General features: G+C 41.9%; 16 protein-coding genes. 7 read left to right on the top strand and 9 right to left on the bottom strand.

Going from position 1 to position 18,819, the window contains the following annotated elements; translation table 11 throughout:
- Positions 1-64: 64 nt before the first annotated feature.
- Positions 65-838 (bottom strand): metal ABC transporter ATP-binding protein, encoded by a 774-nt coding sequence (locus H6G14_RS04910; protein WP_190566005.1) that lies wholly within the window; start codon positions 836-838, stop codon positions 65-67.
- Between the two features lie 158 nt (positions 839-996).
- Positions 997-2,016: a metal ABC transporter solute-binding protein, Zn/Mn family gene (locus H6G14_RS04905; RefSeq protein WP_190566004.1), complete on the bottom strand. Its 1,020-nt coding sequence runs from the start codon at positions 2,014-2,016 to the stop codon at positions 997-999.
- Positions 2,017-2,397: 381 nt separating this feature from the next.
- Between H6G14_RS04905 and H6G14_RS04900 the strand changes: the two genes are divergently transcribed.
- Positions 2,398-3,984, top strand: a complete 1,587-nt coding sequence (locus tag H6G14_RS04900; protein WP_190566003.1) for an iron uptake porin — start codon at positions 2,398-2,400, stop codon at positions 3,982-3,984.
- 219 nt (positions 3,985-4,203) lie between these two features.
- Here H6G14_RS04900 and H6G14_RS04895 read toward each other — a convergent pair whose 3' ends face one another.
- The 4 genes from H6G14_RS04895 to H6G14_RS04880 all read right to left on the bottom strand — a co-directional run bounded on the left by H6G14_RS04895 (position 4,204) and on the right by H6G14_RS04880 (position 7,161).
- Positions 4,204-4,677 carry a hypothetical protein gene (locus tag H6G14_RS04895; RefSeq protein ID WP_190566002.1) on the bottom strand — a complete coding sequence of 158 codons (474 nt, stop codon included), beginning with the start codon at positions 4,675-4,677 and terminating at the stop codon, positions 4,204-4,206.
- 442 nt (positions 4,678-5,119) lie between these two features.
- Entirely contained in the window at positions 5,120-5,719 is a 600-nt protein-coding gene (locus H6G14_RS04890) for a gamma-glutamylcyclotransferase family protein (RefSeq protein WP_190566001.1), read from the bottom strand.
- A gap of 112 nt (positions 5,720-5,831) precedes the next feature.
- Positions 5,832-6,752, bottom strand: a complete 921-nt coding sequence (locus tag H6G14_RS04885) for a histone deacetylase family protein (RefSeq protein WP_190566000.1) — start codon at positions 6,750-6,752, stop codon at positions 5,832-5,834.
- Positions 6,753-6,927: 175 nt separating this feature from the next.
- A complete protein-coding gene (locus H6G14_RS04880; protein WP_190565999.1) occupies positions 6,928-7,161 on the bottom strand; it encodes an EF-hand domain-containing protein in 234 nt (77 codons plus the stop codon).
- 185 nt (positions 7,162-7,346) lie between these two features.
- Between H6G14_RS04880 and H6G14_RS04875 the strand changes: the two genes are divergently transcribed.
- A complete protein-coding gene (locus tag H6G14_RS04875) occupies positions 7,347-7,913 on the top strand; it encodes a hypothetical protein (RefSeq protein ID WP_190565998.1) in 567 nt (188 codons plus the stop codon).
- A gap of 101 nt (positions 7,914-8,014) precedes the next feature.
- Here the strand turns inward: H6G14_RS04875 and H6G14_RS04870 are convergent, their stop codons facing one another.
- Both H6G14_RS04870 and smc read right to left on the bottom strand, forming a co-directional pair.
- Positions 8,015-8,995, bottom strand: coding sequence for a PRC-barrel domain-containing protein (locus tag H6G14_RS04870; RefSeq protein WP_190565997.1), 981 nt, complete (start codon positions 8,993-8,995; stop codon positions 8,015-8,017).
- Positions 8,996-9,053: 58 nt separating this feature from the next.
- A complete protein-coding gene (gene smc / locus H6G14_RS04865; RefSeq protein WP_190565996.1) occupies positions 9,054-12,677 on the bottom strand; it encodes a chromosome segregation protein SMC in 3,624 nt (1,207 codons plus the stop codon).
- A gap of 282 nt (positions 12,678-12,959) precedes the next feature.
- Here smc and H6G14_RS04860 point away from each other — a divergent pair, with 282 nt between their 5' ends.
- From H6G14_RS04860 to H6G14_RS04850, 3 genes are all read left to right on the top strand, one after another.
- Positions 12,960-13,124: a hypothetical protein gene (locus H6G14_RS04860; RefSeq protein WP_190565995.1), complete on the top strand. Its 165-nt coding sequence runs from the start codon at positions 12,960-12,962 to the stop codon at positions 13,122-13,124.
- Positions 13,125-13,285: 161 nt separating this feature from the next.
- Positions 13,286-14,647: an NAD(P)/FAD-dependent oxidoreductase gene (locus H6G14_RS04855; protein ID WP_190565994.1), complete on the top strand. Its 1,362-nt coding sequence runs from the start codon at positions 13,286-13,288 to the stop codon at positions 14,645-14,647.
- 776 nt (positions 14,648-15,423) lie between these two features.
- Positions 15,424-16,785 carry an NAD(P)/FAD-dependent oxidoreductase gene (locus H6G14_RS04850; RefSeq protein WP_190565993.1) on the top strand — a complete coding sequence of 454 codons (1,362 nt, stop codon included), beginning with the start codon at positions 15,424-15,426 and terminating at the stop codon, positions 16,783-16,785.
- A 125-nt stretch (positions 16,786-16,910) separates the two neighbouring features.
- Here H6G14_RS04850 and H6G14_RS04845 read toward each other — a convergent pair whose 3' ends face one another.
- Positions 16,911-17,294 (bottom strand): hypothetical protein, encoded by a 384-nt coding sequence (locus tag H6G14_RS04845; protein WP_190565992.1) that lies wholly within the window; start codon positions 17,292-17,294, stop codon positions 16,911-16,913.
- A 117-nt stretch (positions 17,295-17,411) separates the two neighbouring features.
- Between H6G14_RS04845 and H6G14_RS04840 the strand changes: the two genes are divergently transcribed.
- Together H6G14_RS04840 and H6G14_RS04835 are read left to right on the top strand one after the other, a co-directional pair.
- Entirely contained in the window at positions 17,412-18,110 is a 699-nt protein-coding gene (locus H6G14_RS04840) for a glutathione binding-like protein (RefSeq protein ID WP_190565991.1), read from the top strand.
- A 137-nt stretch (positions 18,111-18,247) separates the two neighbouring features.
- Positions 18,248-18,739, top strand: coding sequence for an orange carotenoid protein N-terminal domain-containing protein (locus H6G14_RS04835; protein WP_011321357.1), 492 nt, complete (start codon positions 18,248-18,250; stop codon positions 18,737-18,739).
- Positions 18,740-18,819: the final 80 nt, after the last annotated feature.

Here is an 18,819-nt window from a genome sequence, read left to right as displayed (position 1 = left end):
CTCTAAATCAATAAATAAATCAATAAATAAAAGAGTTTTGTCTACTTGAATATTGTGATTTTTCCTAATGGTGATGTTCGTAACGACTGAAGCCAGGGCCGTAAGTTGCTAATAAGTTTTGGGGTGAAAGTGCTATTTCTGGCTGACCAGTACAAACAACGGTTTGGTTAAGACAAAGCACGCGATCGCAGTGGCGGCTGACCATATCAATATCATGGGAAACTTGCAAAACAGTCCAACCTTCCTGCTGCTTTAATTCGTTCAGCATGGCATAAAAATCGGCTGCACCCTGCATATCAACTCCCGCAAAGGCTTCATCTAAAACCAATATTTTTCGAGGTATGACCAAACAGTAAGCTAATAAAATCCGCTTTAGCTGACCGCCGCTAAGAGTCCCGATCGCTTGATTTCGCAGATGGTAAGTATCGGTTCTTTTGAGAGCGGCGGCGATCGCTGCTGATTTTTCCCGGCTTTGAATTCTTAGTTTGGAGAAAAATGCAGATCTCTGATGGCGAGCTTCAGCCACCCATCCTAGTCCCACCAATTCTTCAACAGAGATAGGAAAACTGCGGTCAAAAATAAAATTTTGTGGCATATAGCCTAAAAGATGGCGTAAATTTCCTAACCTATTTATGGGACGACCAAAGATTTCAATTTGACCGACGCTGCGAGGAATCAAATCTAAAATTGCTTTTACCAAAGTGCTTTTACCAGCGCCGTTAGGCCCGACTATCGCTGTGTCTGTTCCTGCTAATAAATTAAAAGAAACATCTCGAATAGCTAAATAATTACCTTGATATACTGTCAAGTTTTCTACTTTTAAAATGGGCGAATTCATTAGTCCTAGCTGGAAAATAGGTGATGAGTCAAGATATTTTTATGGTCGTTTGTGGGTGATTATCAGGAGTATATGACTGGTTCAAATTAATAAAAAATCAGCATCAGAGCAATTTTCATTTACCAATAATATAAATCAGATACACCCAAGTCATAATTTTACTTACAACCCGCTTCTAGGGTTTGCAAATTATCTTTCATTGCTTGGAAATAATATTGGGGATTGGTATCACCACTTTCTAAAGAGTTGAGAGAACGCAAAGTTAAATTTAAATCTTTGGATAAACTGGTGAGTAATTTGTTGTCTACACCTGGTTCACTGAACAAAGCTTTTACTTTGTATTTTTTAACTGTGTTGACTGTTTTTTGTACATCTGTTGGTGAAAGTTGATCTTCAGGAACTTGCACGACAGCAACTTGCCGCAAATTATAGCGTTGAGCTAAATAAGGAAAGGCATCATGGAAAGTAATAAATGTACAATTAGGAGTTTTCTGCAAAGTTTGCTGAAACTCATTATGTAAATTGTCTAACTCTTTCATATAAGCCTCAGCATTAGCTTGATAGGTAGTTTTATTTGCTGGGTCAGCCGCAATTAAGCCATCCCGAATATTCACTACTTGCTGTTTTGCTAACACTGGATCTAGCCAAACGTGGGGATTACCTTCAGAATGTTCATGGTCATGATCGTGGTCTTTCGTTCCTGTTTCTACAACAGGTGAAATTTCATTTAAAACTTTGATATTTTTACTGGCATCTATTTGGGTTAATTGAGGATTTTGGGCATTTTTTACAGTATTGTCGAGAAATTCTTCCAAACCTAACCCATTTTTGACTAAAACATTAGCTGTGGCGATCGCTTTCACATTACTCGGTGTTGCTTGGTAATCATGTACTTCCGTGTTAGGTGGGATTAAAAGCGATACATCTGCGGCTTCTCCAGCTACAGCTTTGGTAAATAAATATGTTGGCAAAATCGTTGCTACTACTTTAGTTTTTGGCTGCTGCACTGATGGACTAGAAGCAGCTTCCTGTGCTGTTGGCGATTGTTGGGCAGTTGTTCCCTGATTACTATTCGATTGGTCACAACCAACCGTCATGGACAACATTAGCAAGGCTATTAAGGACACCATGCCATTGTGCTGTTTACCTATTTTACTTCTGATGTGAGTCCAAATCACTGTATTTTACCCTCCATAAGGATGCTGACGCGGCTGTCGCCACAATCAACACAGATTTTGAAAATGATACTTATTGTACATTGCTATATTATAATAATTCTCATTCTCATATACTGAAGACAATAAATTTCTTGCCAGCAATCACCGGAGTGTTTTGCGAGTGTTGTGTTACATATCTCTCACTCCACCGAATGTACTGGTTGAAAGATGTTCTCTTTACATAAAATGGATGAATTACGAATTCTTGACTTTTAATGTGACAAAAATTGCTAAGTGCTGCTAATATCTTGGGAATACTTTTGAAGTAAATATTATTTCAAATGAACTTGGTATATCTATTGCCAAGAAGAAGATGTGTGTGAGTAAAGTGTGAGGAGAAAAATGCAGAAAATATGGAAGTATTGGCTGGTTAACCCAGTAATTTGCAGCACAATGCTATTTTCTGGCGCTGCGGCCTTTGCAGGAGAAACCCCTGCCACAACAGAAATAAATGAAACCTCAAAAATAGCTAATGCAGAACTAGCTACTCAACAAGAGGTAATGTCACAAGTTACCTCAGTTTCTCAATTTTCTGACGTACAACCTACAGACTGGGCTTTCCAAGCATTGCAATCACTGGTAGAGCGATATGGTTGTATCGCAGGGTATCCCAATGGGACATATCGTGGTAATCGCGCCCTCACAAGGTATGAATTTGCCGCAGGCTTGAACGCTTGTCTGGATCGAGTCAATGAACTCATAGCTACTGCCACGGCGGAGTTAGTCACAAAAGAAGACTTAGCTACATTACAAAAGCTACAAGAAGAGTTTTCTGCGGAACTAGCCACATTGAGAGGTCGAGTTGATGCTTTAGAAGCGCGTACCTCGGAATTAGAAGCCAATCAATTCTCAACCACAACAAAGCTGCAAGGACAAGTAGTATCAGTTATCAGCGATGTCTTATCAGGCGATCGCGTCAATAATGCAGATATCGTTGATACAAATACCACTCTGGGAGTACGGGCGCGATTAGAACTTGTCTCCAGCTTCACTGGGCAAGATACCTTGTTCACCAGAATTGAAGCTAACAACATTACTAGCCCCGACATTAATACTCCAGAAGGTAACCTGTTCTTCGCTAGCGTTGAACCCAGTACTAATGCTGCTATTGGTACTTTGTGGTATGGCTTTCCCTTGGGCAAAAACACCCAAGCCAAGCTCATTGCTGTTGGCGGCGCAGCAGACGACCTCACCAGTACCGTCAACATATTTGATGGAGATGGTGCTTTTGGTGCTTTAACTACCTTTGGTACACGTAACCCGATTTATGGGCAGATAGGTGGTACTGGTCTGGGTGTCACTCACCAGTTTAGTGATAAATTAGCCTTGAGCTTGGGTTATTTGAGCGGTACAGCAAATAACCCATCACCCCAAAACGGTTTATTTGATGGCGCTTATGGTGCATTAGCGCAACTGACAGTTAGACCAAGCGATCGCATCAGTGTTGGTTTAACATATATCAATTCTTATCGCCAACCTCTAGCCACTGGTAGCAACGCTGCAACCACCTTCCAAGGTTTAGGCGAAAGATTCTCCAGCAATTCCTATGGTCTCCAAGCTTCTATCGGTCTCAGTGAAAAATTAGTCTTGGGTGGATGGGCTGGTTACACCAATAGCCGCATCTTGACAGGCGATCGTGGAGATGTTGATATTTGGAACTATGCTGTTACTCTTGGTTTCCCCGACCTTGGGAAAAAAGGTAACTTAGCCGGTATCATTGCCGGGATGGAACCAAAAGTCACAAGTTCTAGCATTGCTGGACTAGACAGAGATAGAGATACTTCCTATCATGTGGAAGCTTTTTATCAATACAAAGTCAGTGACAATATCACCATCACACCAGGCATTATCTGGCTAACATCACCAGACCACAATGATAACAATGATGATGTTGTTATTGGTGCGTTGAGAACCACATTTAGTTTCTAATTTCCCTAAACTCACCAAAAAGACGCAAAGAATCACTTTGCGTCTTTTTTATGGGAAATCAAAAATATGTAATTAGTAATTGGTAATTGGTAATAATTTCCTTTTCCCCTCTGCGCTTAGCCCCCAATCCCCAGTTCAACGCAAAAGTAAAAAGGTAAAAGATTTTTGTTTTAACTTTTGCCTTTTTACTTTTTACTTTTTTGTCCCCAATCCCCAACCCTATTCCAAACCATCATTACCAACAGCAGCCCTAACAAGTGATGTAAATTCATCTAATGTGAGATTGCCATATCTGAGTCTTTCCACTACAGCAGCCCTAATAGACCCGCCTGTTTCGTATGGAAGTTTGGCTAGTCCACCAGTATGCAGTGTTAGGGCTGGATATGCTGCATGAGTAATAGGATCTATATACGAAAATGCTGTAACTGTATACGCACCGTTAAATCCTGCAAAATAAGTTCCTTTCGGTGCGACCGCCTCAGCCGCAATAGTTGATAGATAAGCACCAGGAGTAAGATACACGGCTGCACCTGCAAAGACAGCAGGCTCTCCAGAACTGAAGTCGGAGATTGGGTCTTCTATTATTGCTTGGGCTGATGCTGGAGTTGATGCCAAGCTTAAGCAAGCAATAAAACCTGTTAGAGCTAGACTAGCTTTCAAGATCAAGCCAATAGCGCCAGAAAATAATTTCATATAAATCCTATGTTTTTAGGGTTTGAGCTTGATTTGTTAGATATTTGGATATAAGGTGATACGCACCTAAATCAAATATTCTTGCGTCAGGGCTGTCCATAGTCAAGAGTCCAGAATCAAAGGCTAGCTTGGACTGTGGACTTTGGACTTTTGACAACCTGAGTGCGAAATATACAATTTAAATGCGTAACAGCTTACTCTTTACAAGAATTGAATTGAGAGATATTTAATTTAAAGATGACTAATAACAAATATATGTGATCTAGATAAATTTATGTATGTAAATAAAGGCAATTAATTAGACATTAAAACGTCACATGAATAGACATAAAACTCTCAATAATATTCTTTTTATTTTTGCTAATTGCTCAAAGTATTACTAATAAAAATAAACACAATCAATAACATGATAAATTTTAGTATTTCGTCTTATTGTTACTTTTCATGCCGATCGCCTAAATTTCTGTTCTTGATGGCGCTGCTGTAACTTGTGCATATGATTGAATAAATGCCAGCAATATTCTTCAGGTAGTCCGCAGGTGACTGCGCCCCTGAGAACAACATTGAAGTACCAGTCATTAGGTGCAACTTCTTCCTCTGATTTATTCACCACTACGTATGTGCGAACATCTTGATATACTCGACTGTGGCTGTGAATCTCTACTGATTCATGACGATAGAGGTTTTGGGATACACCTTCACGTTGATCTAAGTATTCACTTAAGCGTAAGGGTAGTTGGTAGAGTACGCCTTTAACACTGGCTTTGGGGTCTTTAACTATATCTAAAACGCCACATTTACGGCTTGGTAAATAGAGATAAAATCCCAAACGATAACCTTTTAATACTCCAGGGCCGATAATATAAGGGTGTGTGTTCTCACCAAGCGATCGCTTCAAATCCACCGGACACATACAACTTCCATAAGCAAAATAATAAAACATCGGCTCTTTATGGCACTGATGTAGCGATTTCGTCTCTGAGGGTACAGGATGATGAGATTGCACCCAAGTATGATGTGGGCGCGTACTTTGATGGCTCATTTATCCCTGGAAGTATATGGTACTATCACAGTTATACTACATCCATTTCCAGTATTCAACTAAAACTTGATAGATAAACCGTAGTTTAAGATGTAGGCTGAAGAATTGAATGTTAAGCTAAACAACTGGCAATTGTTGCTAAAACAGACTGAGAAAGTGTAGGTAAATCATAGCCACCTTCTAAGCCAAATAACATTTTACGGGTTATTCCTAAACAATAATTAGTGAATAAAGCATAGTCTTTTGGTTGCAAATTGACGCTAGCTAGAGGATCGTCAGCATTACCATCATAACCAGCACTAACAATCAGTAAATCTGGCTGAAAGTCTACTAAAAACGGCATTATCTTTTTTTCCCATAATGGCTGATATACAGAAATATCACTACCAGGTGGTACGGGCAGATTTAACACATTATTATGGAAACCCTTTTCTGTAGCTCTACCTGTCCCAGGATAACAGGGGTACTGATGGAGAGAACAGTAAGCAATTTGAGGATTAATCTCCACGATCGCCTGTGTACCATTACCATGATGTACATCCCAATCAATAATGGCGACACGGTTAATTCCTGGCTGTTCTAAGGCATAATAAGCGGCGATCGCTGCATTAGAAAATAAACAAAATCCCATCCCTGCATCGCCTTCTGCATGGTGTCCTGGTGGACGCGCCAGCACAAAAGCCGGATTTCCTGTCTCTAACACAGCATCCATCCCGTTTAACCAAGCACTCACCGCCAATAAAGCCACATCATAACTACGGGGTGAGACTGGTGTATCGCCATCCAAATAACCGCCGCCAGTAGTAGCGATTTCCCTGACCTTATTCACATAACCTGGGCTATGAACCTTTACCAGAAGCGGCATTACAGATGAGTTTTCTAGGGCTGGTGTCGGTTCAACCCAGGTAATTTTTTCCGCAAACGCAGCTTGTTTTATTGCATTAACAATTGCTGTCAAACGTTCTGGACTTTCTGGGTGATATTTGCCAGTTTTGTGATCTAGAAACTCATCAGAATATATGACTGGGAACATGGCAGGGGATGGACGGCAGGATACTGAATGCCATTGTATCGTCTGTTAGTGGGGGTTGCTTTACTGGCTACTCCCTAAATAAACGACCTATCCTCATTCCCTCTTTCCTCCCCTGCTTCTCCGAACCGTATTGAGAGGAGTCCTAGAGCGATCTAGGCATCGACTCTCATCAGTGTTAGGTTAGATTACTTGCTTTCTCAACTGCTTTCTTTAATTCTTCAAAGGTAATGCTACCGTCTTCGTCCGAATCATACTGTAATAACAACTCCTGGGGGCTACTGGTACTCGTTTCTGATGAGATGACTGCACTTAAACCAGGACTTAAGAAAAGCTCATTAATGGAGATTTTGCCGTCTTGATCACGGTCTAAGGTATTAAAAAGAGATTGAAGCTCTTGCTCGGTTGTCATAATTTTCTATCTGAATTAATCTTTCACTTTAATATTTCAGAATTACATAAACTTATATCATTGGAAGTAGAAATAGGTACTGCTGGGGCTGAGATTAAGAATACTGAAGGTGAGTATGAACACCGTTTAGTCTAAAAAAATGGGAAATATAAGTTAAATACACCCGTTGAAATAGGTCTTACTTTATGATTTTTGGCTTAAAAAGTCTGACTAATTTATCGATATTACTGGTATTAGTCGGTATTAATAATCTCAATCCTTCGGCTATAGCTAATACGAGTCAACCGCAGCTATTAGCACAACGACCAGCTAGAACTGTTAATTCTCAGCCACATAAAGTTTTTCAGCCGATTCTGCCGAAGTTAAAGCAAAAGAGTCAAATTAAGATTTTATTGCCTAAGTATATTCCTGAGTCCGATGGGACAAATCCGATTTACGCCATTCTTGAAACTTCTACACCGAAGAAATATGACATTCTCTTGGGTTTCAGTCCTGACTGTACTGGTGGGACGGCTTGTCGTTTGGGTGTGGTTTCGGCGGAGGCTGTCACGCGTTCAACACCGCGCCTTACGGGGAAACGGGTGGCTTTAGCTAAGGGTGTTGCTGGCTATTTTGTGGATTTTCGTTGTGGGGCTAATTGTTCTGATGCGACTTTGACTTGGCGACAACAAGGAGTGCAGTATAGTTTTGGACTGAAGGCAGGCGATCGCAATTCTCTCATTAAAATGGCTAATTCTGCTATTAATCCTTAACGTTGCATTAGCCATTAAAACTAATACAGAAGAAGACGCGATGAATCGCGTCTCTACATGGTTATTTGGCGTTATTTTGGTCTTGTGAAATCACCAATAAATTAATATCCGCCTTCTTCTTCGTATTCTGGTTGTCTTTCTTTGACTTTTTTGGGAATGTTCACTGGTTGGGGTGGTGTGTCTTCCCAAGCATCACTTTCTACATCATCATCATAATCGTCGTAATCTTCGGTGTAGGGTTTGCTGTAGGGTTGAGCCGGGGGCTGATACCTGTCTCTACCTGTGGCTTCACTCCAGTTGTCTTCTTCTTCGTCTTCTTCGTATTGAATTGACTCGTATTGGCGCGCCTTCATGACTTGGCGCTGTGGTCTTTCTTCTTCGATGTAGTCCTCAGTCCATTCTTCCTCGGCTACGGGTTCGGGGGTGCGGACTTTGGGTTTTGGTGGCTGTAAGGGTACGCCGCTAGGTAGCTGATTTGATGGTGCAACGGCGCGGGGTGCAGAATAGCCGTATTCTTCGTCTGCGTCTCTTTCCCAAGGCGCTTTACCAATACCCAGGCGTTCGAGGACACCAACTGTTAACTGATTTACCCGTTCTTCAGCTCCTTCAAACACGATTAATCGGTTGGGGCCGGTGCTGACTACTTCTTCTATGGATATTTCGTAGGTGCTTAAGAATTGGTCGGGAATTTGGGGGAGTCCCAAGGAGGCGATGACTATGGTGTTGAGCTTACCTGTTTCGGCTTCAAACCTAAAGCCCCGCACTCTACCTAAAACTTCGCCAGTTTCGGTGATTACTTCCCAGTTAATTAAGTTACTGAAGGCTTCAACTTCAATATCTTCGATGACATCTTCGTTATCAACTAAGATCACATCGCCATATTGGTGGATGCTGCTAAGGTACATATAGCGGGGCAGACCAGAGATGGAGATCAGGCTGTCTCGCAAACCAAGAGCCACAACCTCTCTTTGATCAATATCCACCCAAACTTGACTGACGATTCCTAACCGTTTGCCGTTGTCGCGGGTAATTACCTGCGTATTTAATATGTCGGAACGCCTAATTATTTGTTCAGAGGTCATTCTATACGGAGTCCTGATCTCGAATCCGGTTTATCTATACACTATTATTAACAAAAACTCAAGCAGATGTATTCGAGGATGATAACTTAATTCCCAAAACTTGAGTATAAGCTCCTCGTGCTTGAGTAACGCCGATTGTGCGTTCGGCTGATTCTATCATCGGACGGCGCAAACTCACAACTATGAACTGGGCTTGCTGGGCTTGTTGTTTAATCATTCTTGACAATCGTTCTACGTTTGCCCCATCCAAAAACATATCTACTTCATCAAAGGCGTAAAAGGGTGAGGGGCGATAGCGTTGCAGGGCAAAGATAAAGCTTAAGGCGGTGAGGGATTTTTCACCACCGGACATGGAGGCGAGTCTTTGGACTGGTTTTCCTTTGGGGTGGGCGACTAAGTTTAAGCCACTGTTAAAGGGGTCTTCTGGGTTATCTAGTTGCAGGTAGCCGTCGCCGTCGGACAGGGTAGCGAAGATGGATTGGAAATTTTCATTTACAGCGTCGAAGGCTTCTTTAAAGGCGATTTGGCGCAAGGTGGTGAAGTTTTCAATGCGTAGGAGTAGTTCGGTGCGTTCTCCTTCTAAGGTTTGTAATTTTTGGGTGAGTTCTTCTAGGCGTTTTTGGGTGCGTTCGTATTCTTCTAACGCCAACATATTCACAGGTTCCATCGCTTGGAGACGTTTGGTGAGCGATCGCAATTCTTTCTGCAATTCTTCTAAGTCTACCTTGTCTGGGACTTCTGGCAAAGGGTTGGGGAGTTCTGGTACTAGTTCCTGTAACTGGCTTTGTAAGGCGGTTAAGTCTTCCCGGCGTTTGAGTTGGGTTTCTTCCAGCTTTTGAATTTCCCATTCTAATTGTTGCTGACGCAGGAGGTGCGATCTCACTTCTTGTTCAATTGTGTCGCGTTTTTGTTTTTCTACGCCCAGGTGTTGTTCTAGTTCGCTGAGTTTGGCGCGGGTTTGGGTGATTTGTGCGTTTATGGTTGTGGTTTGTTGGGAGACGCGATGAATTGCGTCTGTAGAAGTGGTTTGTTGAGTTTGATATTCGGTGATGCGTTGTTGGGCTTCTTGGATGCGTTCTTGTAAACGCTGTTGTTGATTTTCTAGATTTTTTAAGCGTTGTTCGGCTTCCCTAAAGGCGGTTTCCCGTTGTTGTATTTGTTGTTCTTGGGTTTTAATTGTCGCCTGAATTTGTTGCCATTCGCTGGGGGTTTGGGAGGCTTCTAACTCGGCTAAGGTGTGGCGTAGTTGTTGTAATTGGCTTTCTTGTCCTGGTAACTCCCTATCCAGAATTTCCAGGCGAGATTGGGCTGTGGTAAATTTCTCGCTGTTTTGGGTGAGTTGCGATCGCGTCCCTGCTAATTGGGCTGTTAAAGTTTTAATATCTTTTTGCAACTGTTCCAGCTGTAACTGCTGTTCTCGCCGTGCTTGTCGAGTTTCCGTGAGTTCTTGGGATAGTTGTTTGGTTTTGATAGATAAATTGGTGATCGCATCACCACAACGGTTTAAAATCCGATCAATATCGGCTAAACGCTGTTTTAAACCAATCGCTTCATCTGATTCTGCGGCTTCGGTGTTACCAAACCGGAGGGAGGAACGCTGGTTACTACTTCCCCCAGTCATCGCGCCACTAGTTTCTAGTAATTCCCCATCCAAGGTGACGATGCGATATAAGCCGAGATTTTTCCGCGCCGTATCCAAGTTGGCGAAGACTACAGTATTACCAAAGACGTAATTGAAGATGTCTTTATAACGGCGATCGCAGTCTACCAAATTTACAGCATAGTTAATAAAGCCATTGGCTAAACGCAGCGTCGCATCCTGGGTAAATTTGTGAGACTGAATTTTATTCAACGGTAAAAACGTTGCTTTCCCAGCCCGTTTTTGTTTGAGTAGTTCAATCCCGGCTGCTGCTATACCATCATCTTCTACCACAATGTGTCCCAACCGCGCCCCAGCCGCAATTTCTAACGCTAATTGAAACTTGGGTTCTACCCGTCCCAAATGTACCACCAAGCCGCAGACCCCAGGCATTCCTGACTGGATAATCACTTTACTGGCTTGGGTTCCTTGTACCTCTTGCTGTGCTTGTGCTTGCGCCTCAATTCTATCTAGTTGACGTTGTTTGTCCCGTTGTTCTTGCAATAACCGCTTTTGGGTATCTTGCTGGATTTGTAATTCTTGTTCTGTGGCTGCAAGATTTTGGGCTAAATCTTGGATGGGTTCACCAGAAGCGTTAAATTCTGTTTCTATGCGCTCACAATCAGCTTGTTTCTCAGCTAATTGCGGTTCTAAATTAGCAATTAACTCGGTTTGCTCCCCAATTAACTGCTGTAACTGATGATTCCGTTCCCGCAGTTGCGCTTGTTCCGTGCGCTGTGGTTCCAAAGTTTGCAGTACAGCCTCAATTTGCCGATTTAACGCTGTTTGTTGCTGTACCCAGGCTTCCGAGGCTGAGGCGATTTCTGCGGCTACTTCACGGGACTTTTCCAAAGCTTGTTGTGCTTCATCCCGTTGCTGCTGACAATAAACAATGGACTGTCTTTCTAAATCCTGTGCTTGCGCCAGTTCACCCAAACCTTGTTGATGTTGTTGAATATCTTGCTGAGTTTGCGTCAAACGTCTGGTAGTTTCTTGCAAAGCCGTTTCTAACTCCGTTTGCTGACGCTGGAGTTGCTTCCGTTCCGCTTCTTGGGTAGCTAGGGTAGATTGTACCGCCAGCAGTTCCTCTTCCCCCATTGCTTTCACATGAGCATTTAGCTGTTCCAGTTCAGCCGTTTTTTGGTTAATTTCTGTATTTAAGCTTGCCAGCTGAGTTGTCAGTTCCCCATAATGGCGATCGCCTGCTTGAATATCTGTAACTAACTTCTCTTGCTGTGCTTGTAGGGAACGCCAAGATAATACCGCTTCCCAACATTGCTTTTCTAAAAACTCCGTGCGTAACTTTTGATACCTCTCCGCCTTCGCTCGGTCTTGGGAGAGGCGATCGCGTTGTAAAGTTAACTCAGACTCAATAATCCGACAACTGTCTTCCTTATCCTTCACCTCATCCAAAGTTCCCTTGGCTTGGTGAATCTTCCTATCAAAAGCCGCCACCCCCGCCAACTCATCAATAATTTCCCGCCGTTCCTTCCCCTTCATGGAAATAATGCTGGTGACATCCCCTTGCAACACCACGTTATAACCTTCAGGGTAAATCCGCAGCCTCTCCAACTCCTCATGTAACTCTGTCTGCGTCGCCGAAACCCCATTGATGTAGTAATTCGACGTATAACTACCTTGATGCGTTACCCGCAGTTTCCGGGTTACACTCCATTCTGTAGCTTTATGACCATTCCCATTTACACTAGGCGTTTCATCCTGTGATTCTTCTTCACCACTGACTACGGACAACTGACTACTGACATCCACCAAATCAGACAAATCAAACGTCACCGTCACCACAGCTTCCACCGCCGAGCGACTTTTCGCCGTTTGAGTATTATTAACCAAATCGGGTAGGCGGTCTGCTCGCATCCCCTTAGAACTGGCTAATCCCAAACAAAACAACAGCGCATCCAAAATATTAGACTTACCCGAACCATTAGGCCCAGATACGACAGTGAACCCCGACAGCAATGGGACGGAGGTAGTACCGCCGAAGGATTTGAAATTGGTAAGTTCTACGCGCTTAATATGCACCATGCAGTGCTAGTTAACTGAATGTTAATGAAGAACAAGTGTATCAATTAATGAAAAATTCTCAAGTAGTCTCAGGGAAAATTTAGAATATTCCCAGAACCCAGGGTAGGTAAAGAGAGTTTAACAGCGAATTGCCACAATTGGTATAGTTTCAATCAGCTGAGTCAGCTGAGATTTTAGTTACCAAAATTGTCAACCATCATTTTTTCACGCTGTTATTGACTGGTTTGCTAACGGTTGTTAGATGTGATTTGATGAACCATTCGTCTACTATTCCCGAATTTCTTGGGAGAAAATATTCTAATTTCCCCTGAACAGCAGAATATTGATGAACTAATTTTAATTACGGAAGAACTTTTTGATAACGAGTATCAAAACCTAATTACCTTTGCCTATAACAAAGCGGGGATTCTTACCCGTCAACTGCATAAAGCTTATCACCCAAAATGATAACTAATACAACTATGTAACTTAAATTACTTAATGTTTGTCTTTTTGGTAACTTTAAGCAATTTTTTATATGTTCAAAATAAACAGAAATAATTGTGACATTTTTGATACAAATTTGTTAAGAATAGTTACAGCAGTCGTAACACAAGGAAATAATTCTTATGGTTGAAGCACTTGATAACAACCCACCACATAAAGTTGTGATTGTCGGTGGCGGTTTTGGTGGATTGTATGCAGCAAAAGCCCTGGCTAAAGCTAAAGTAGACGTGACTCTCATCGACAAGCGGAACTTTCACCTATTTCAGCCACTACTTTATCAAGTTGCAACAGGGACGCTATCACCAGCAGATATTTCCTCGCCTTTACGCGCAGTATTAAGTAAAAGCAAGAATACCCAAGTATTGCTGGGAGAAGTGAGCGATATTGACCCAGAAGCACAAGAATTAGTGATGGGTGATGAAAAAATCCCCTACGATACCTTAATTGTCGCCACTGGTGCAAAGCATTCCTATTTTGGTAAAGATAACTGGGAAGAGTTTGCACCTGGGTTGAAAACTGTAGAAGACGCGATAGAAATGCGCCGCCGCATCTTTACAGCTTTTGAAGCAGCCGAGAAAGAAAAAGACCCAGCAAAGCGTCGTGCTTGGTTGACCTTTGTGGTTGTCGGTGGCGGCCCTACTGGTGTAGAGTTAGCAGGAGCGATCGCAGAATTAGCCTACAAAACCCTTAAAGAAGATTTCCGCAAAATCGATACCACAGAAGCCCAAGTCATTCTCCTAGAAGGTTTAGATAGAGTCCTCCCTCCTTTTGCACCCGAATTATCCCAGGAAGCGGAAGCATCTTTGCAAAAGTTGGGTGTGGTTGTCCAGACAAAAACCTTGGTAACAAATATTGAGAATGATATCGTCACCCTCAAACAAGGTGAAGAAGTAAAACAAATTGCCTCCAAGACTGTATTATGGGCAGCAGGTGTGAAAGCATCAGCTATGGGTAAAGTTTTAGCTGAACGAACTGGGGTAGAATGCGATCGCGCCGGCCGAGTCATCGTAGAATCAGACTTAAGCATTAAGGGACACAGCAATATTTTTGTTGTGGGAGACTTAGCCAACTTCTCTCACCAAAATGGTAAACCCCTCCCTGGTGTTGCACCCGTCGCTAAACAAGAAGGTGAATACGTCGCCGCATTGGTTCAAAAACGCCTCCAAGGTCAAACTCTACCAGCCTTTAACTATGCTGATAAGGGTAGTCTAGCGATGATTGGACAAAATGCAGCCGTTGTAGATTTAGGCTTCATCAAACTTACAGGCTTCTTTGCATGGTTGTTCTGGTTAGTGATTCACATCTACTTCCTCATTGAGTTTGATAATAAGTTAGTAGTCATGATTCAATGGGTATGGAATTATGTGACTCGCAATCGTGGTGCTAGATTGATTACAGGCCAAGAAGTGGCTTTAGAGGTAAAAGCTGTCAACAATAACGGTCATTATCAGGCTACAGAAAAGAGGTTGCCGGTTAATGTCTAGGATTAAATAGGTAATTGGTAATGCTTAAAATAGTTACCGTGTGACCAAAGTGATAAAAGTAGGGTGGGCAATGCCCACCTTACTATGGTTTTGGTGGGGCAATACCCATCCTAAAAATACTTAATACCAATTCAATTAATGATTGCAAAACATCCTTAGGTGAAGATGCGATGAATCCTTTGGATGAAGAAGACGCGATGAATCGCGTCTCTACAAATGGTTTATTTGTCGCATTTTTTTTCAAATTGGTATAACTTTTTATAGCTATCGCCAGTAGTGTTAGGACATCAATAGATGATACAATCTAGACACAATAAAACTTTTAACCCATTCCCCAGTCCCCAGATGTAATTCATTCTTTCTAATTACTTATTAGCCTGAAATTTGTGGAATAGGTATCTTGCTTGATGGAGGCAAAATACTTATTCCACAATTATTTTTAGCTTATACGTTTACATATGTTTCTTAATATATTTGAGAGTATTCGCTCACAATTAATCAACATAATTAGTTAGAGATTTATTCTCAACAAAAACATATTTTTGGCAAGAATATTAAACATGATTTTGTCAAGTATACCCAATAGATAAACTTTAGAATTACTACAAAATAAGAGTTTCAATATAACAGATAGACCATAAGGTCTTGTAAATAGTAAATTTGATTAATTTAATTATTTTTACAATTGTTCAAAACAAGCGGTAACAAATCTCATAACTTTGTTACAAATCAATTAAGAATAGTTACATTTCTCTGAACGCAAGGAAATTTTTATTATGGTAGCTTCACTTGAACCACATCAGGTTGTAATCGTTGGTGGTGGCTTTGGTGGACTGTATGCAGCAAAAGCACTGGCGAAAGCTAATGTAAATGTTACTCTCATCGATAAACGTAACTTTCACTTATTTCAGCCACTTTTATATCAAGTTGCAACAGGCACGCTATCACCTGCTGATATTTCCGCACCATTGCGATCTGTACTCAGCAAAAGCAAGAATACAAGAGTGCTGCTAGGAGAAGTAAATGATATTAATCCAGAAGCACAACAAGTTATTCTGAGTGATAAAGTAGTAAATTATGATACGTTAATTGTCGCCACAGGTGCAAAGCATTCCTATTTTGGTAAAGATAATTGGCAAGAATTAGCGCCTGGCTTGAAAACTGTGGAAGATGCTATCGAAATGCGTCGCCGCATCTTTACAGCCTTTGAAGCCGCAGAAAAAGAAACTGACCCCGAAAAACGTCGGGCTTTATTGACTTTTGTAATTGTGGGCGGTGGCCCTACAGGAGTAGAATTAGCAGGGGCGATCGCTGAGTTAGCATATAAGACTCTGCAAGACGATTTCCGCAACATCGACACCTCAGAAACCAAAATATTACTATTGCAAGGTGGCGATCGCATCCTCCCACACATTGCACCAGAATTATCCCAAGCAGCCACAACATCTCTGCGAGAGTTCGGTGTGGTTGTCCAGACAAAAACAAGAGTGACAAGTATTGAAAACGACATCGTTACCTTTAAGCAAGGCGATGAATTGCAAACAATAACCTCCAAGACTATATTATGGGCAGCAGGTGTGAAAGCATCGGCGATGGGGAAAGTTTTAGCCGAACGAACCGGGGTAGAATGCGATCACGCCGGACGAGTCATGGTAGAACCAGACTTAAGTATTAAAGGACACAAAAATATTTTTGTTGTGGGAGACTTAGCCAACTTCTCGCACCAAAACGGTCAACCTCTTCCTAGTGTTGCACCAGTCGCCATCCAAGAAGGTGAATACGTCGCCAAGTTGATTAAAAAACGCTTGCAAGGTAAAACTCTGCCAGTCTTTAAATATAATGATCACGGTAGCCTAGCGATGATTGGGCAAAATGCAGCCGTTGTAGACTTAGGCTTAGTCAAGTTGCAAGGCTTCTCTGCATGGGCATTCTGGCTATTAATTCACATCTACTTCCTCATTGAGTTTGACAGCAAACTATTAGTCATGATTCAGTGGGCGTGGAACTACTTCACCCGCAAACGTGGTTCAAGATTGATTACTGGTGAAGAATCGCTAGCATTTGCCAACAATTTTGAAGATAGCAACGCTACAAGTAATTACGCATTAGCCAGCAATAGACAGCCACTAAATGTCTAGTTGTTCCATGATTAATTCCGTCGTAGGGTTGTACACTTGTACAACCCTACACTTATTGATATAAAATATGCGATCGCCTAATTATCCATGAGAAGCGATCGCATTGATAAAAATATTTCCCTTCTTTAGCCTCTGTCCTCACCAAATCGCTTTTGCAACGTTAACCAATCTTTTGGCTGCATAATTAATTTGGAAATAGGTAAGCGTTTCCACTCACCGTCTTGTTTGAGTAATATCTGCTTGTGCGCTATTTTTACGTCTTCAGGAGCATTGTAACCGTAGACGCGTTGTGGCCATCCTAAAGGTGTGTGAATAATAAACTGTTTATCTTCGACAGTGATATAAGGCCTATGCCAATATGCCCACCCTAAGAAGATAATGATAATTCCAATGATGATGCTAATGCTAAATTGACCTCTAACTAGGAGAATGCTACCGAAAGTTAAATTTAATAACCCTAAGGGAATGAACATATAACTGAAAGTTTTGTTGTAATGCAGTCTCATCATCAAGTTCTCATTAGCTTGTAATTGATCTGATCAAAGATAACAGCCTGACAAAGCCATAGTCAGGAGTAAAACACTTAAAATATCGGTGCAGAAACTAACAAAATTAAAGACACAACCATGATTGACCTTTACTATTGGACAACTCCCAACGGTCACAAAATCACTATCTTCTTAGAAGAAGTCGGTTTACCCTACAACATCATCCCCATAAATATCGGTGCTGGCGACCAGTTCCAGCCAGAATTTCTCAAAATCTCCCCGAATAATCGCATTCCCGCCATTGTTGACAATGAACCAGCAGATGGGGGTGCAGGGATTTCTGTGTTTGAGTCTGGCGCTATCTTGTTGTATTTGGCAGAAAAAACCGGAAAATTAATTCCCCAAAGTATCAGGGGACGTACAGAGGTTCTACAATGGCTATTCTGGCAAATGGCAGGACTAGGCCCAATGGCCGGACAAAACCACCACTTTAGTAGTTATGCACCTGAAAAAATTGAGTATGCCATTAACCGCTACGTCAATGAAACAGGGCGCTTATATGCAGTGTTGGATAAACGCCTTGCAGATAGAGAGTTTGTCGCTGGTGAATACTCTATTGCCGATATCGCCGCTTATCCTTGGATTGTGCCTTATGAACGCCAAAGCCAAAACTTAGAAAATTTTCCCCATCTCAAACGTTGGTTCGAGACAATTCAAATACGTCCGGCGGTCATTCGCGCCTATGAAAAAGCCGAAGCCTTTAAAAATCAGGCGTTAGATATTGAAAAGTCTCGAAACTTGTTATTTAACCAGTCAGCCAACACTATTCAGCGCTGAAGTATGAGGAAAATTTGATAGTTTCCTGAATTATTCTTCTTTTTGGTCGAGTTACTTATGTCCTGAGTAGGGTTAAACACCTAATTTGTGTTTGTTACGGTTGCTAATGACATTCGTTCATAGCAATCGTAATCATTATGACTTTTACACAAACAGGCGATCCCACTATTCGTAAGTATGTCCAATCATGGCAAAAATTGGATGTAGACGAACAATTGGCTTTGTTTTGGTTTATCTACAAGGAAATGGGCGGCGCAATTACACCAGCAGCCCCTGGCGCTAGCACCGTTTCCCCAGCAATTGCCGAAGGTTTATTTAATCAAGTCAAAGAATTGAATCATGAACAGCAATTGCAACTACAACGCGACTTAATTCGGCGTGTAGATAACCAACTCAGCCGCGAATACGGCTCTCTGGGTGATACCACTAAGCTGCTGTTTTGGTATCTTTTATCTCAAGGTATGGAAAATGCAACTATAGTTCCTTTTCCTGCCGGTTATACACTGTCTTCAGAATCCCAAGAACTGTTGGAAGGAATCAAAGGCTTAGGTTTTGAACAGCAGATTACTCTTTTCCGCGATTACGTTTCCCCAATGGGTGCTGAAGCAAAAGCGGGTGCGGAAATTTAGGGTTTTCCGATAGGGTTCATACTTTTTGAAATACACGTAGCAATGCCCACCTTATTATGGTGGTGGGTATTGCCCACCCT

Source organism: Nostoc parmelioides FACHB-3921 (assembly GCF_014696625.1).
GTDB classification, from domain to species: domain Bacteria; phylum Cyanobacteriota; class Cyanobacteriia; order Cyanobacteriales; family Nostocaceae; genus Trichormus; species Trichormus parmelioides.
The sequence above is the reverse complement of the archived record's forward strand: the minus strand, read 5'-3'. Positions and strand labels throughout refer to the sequence as shown.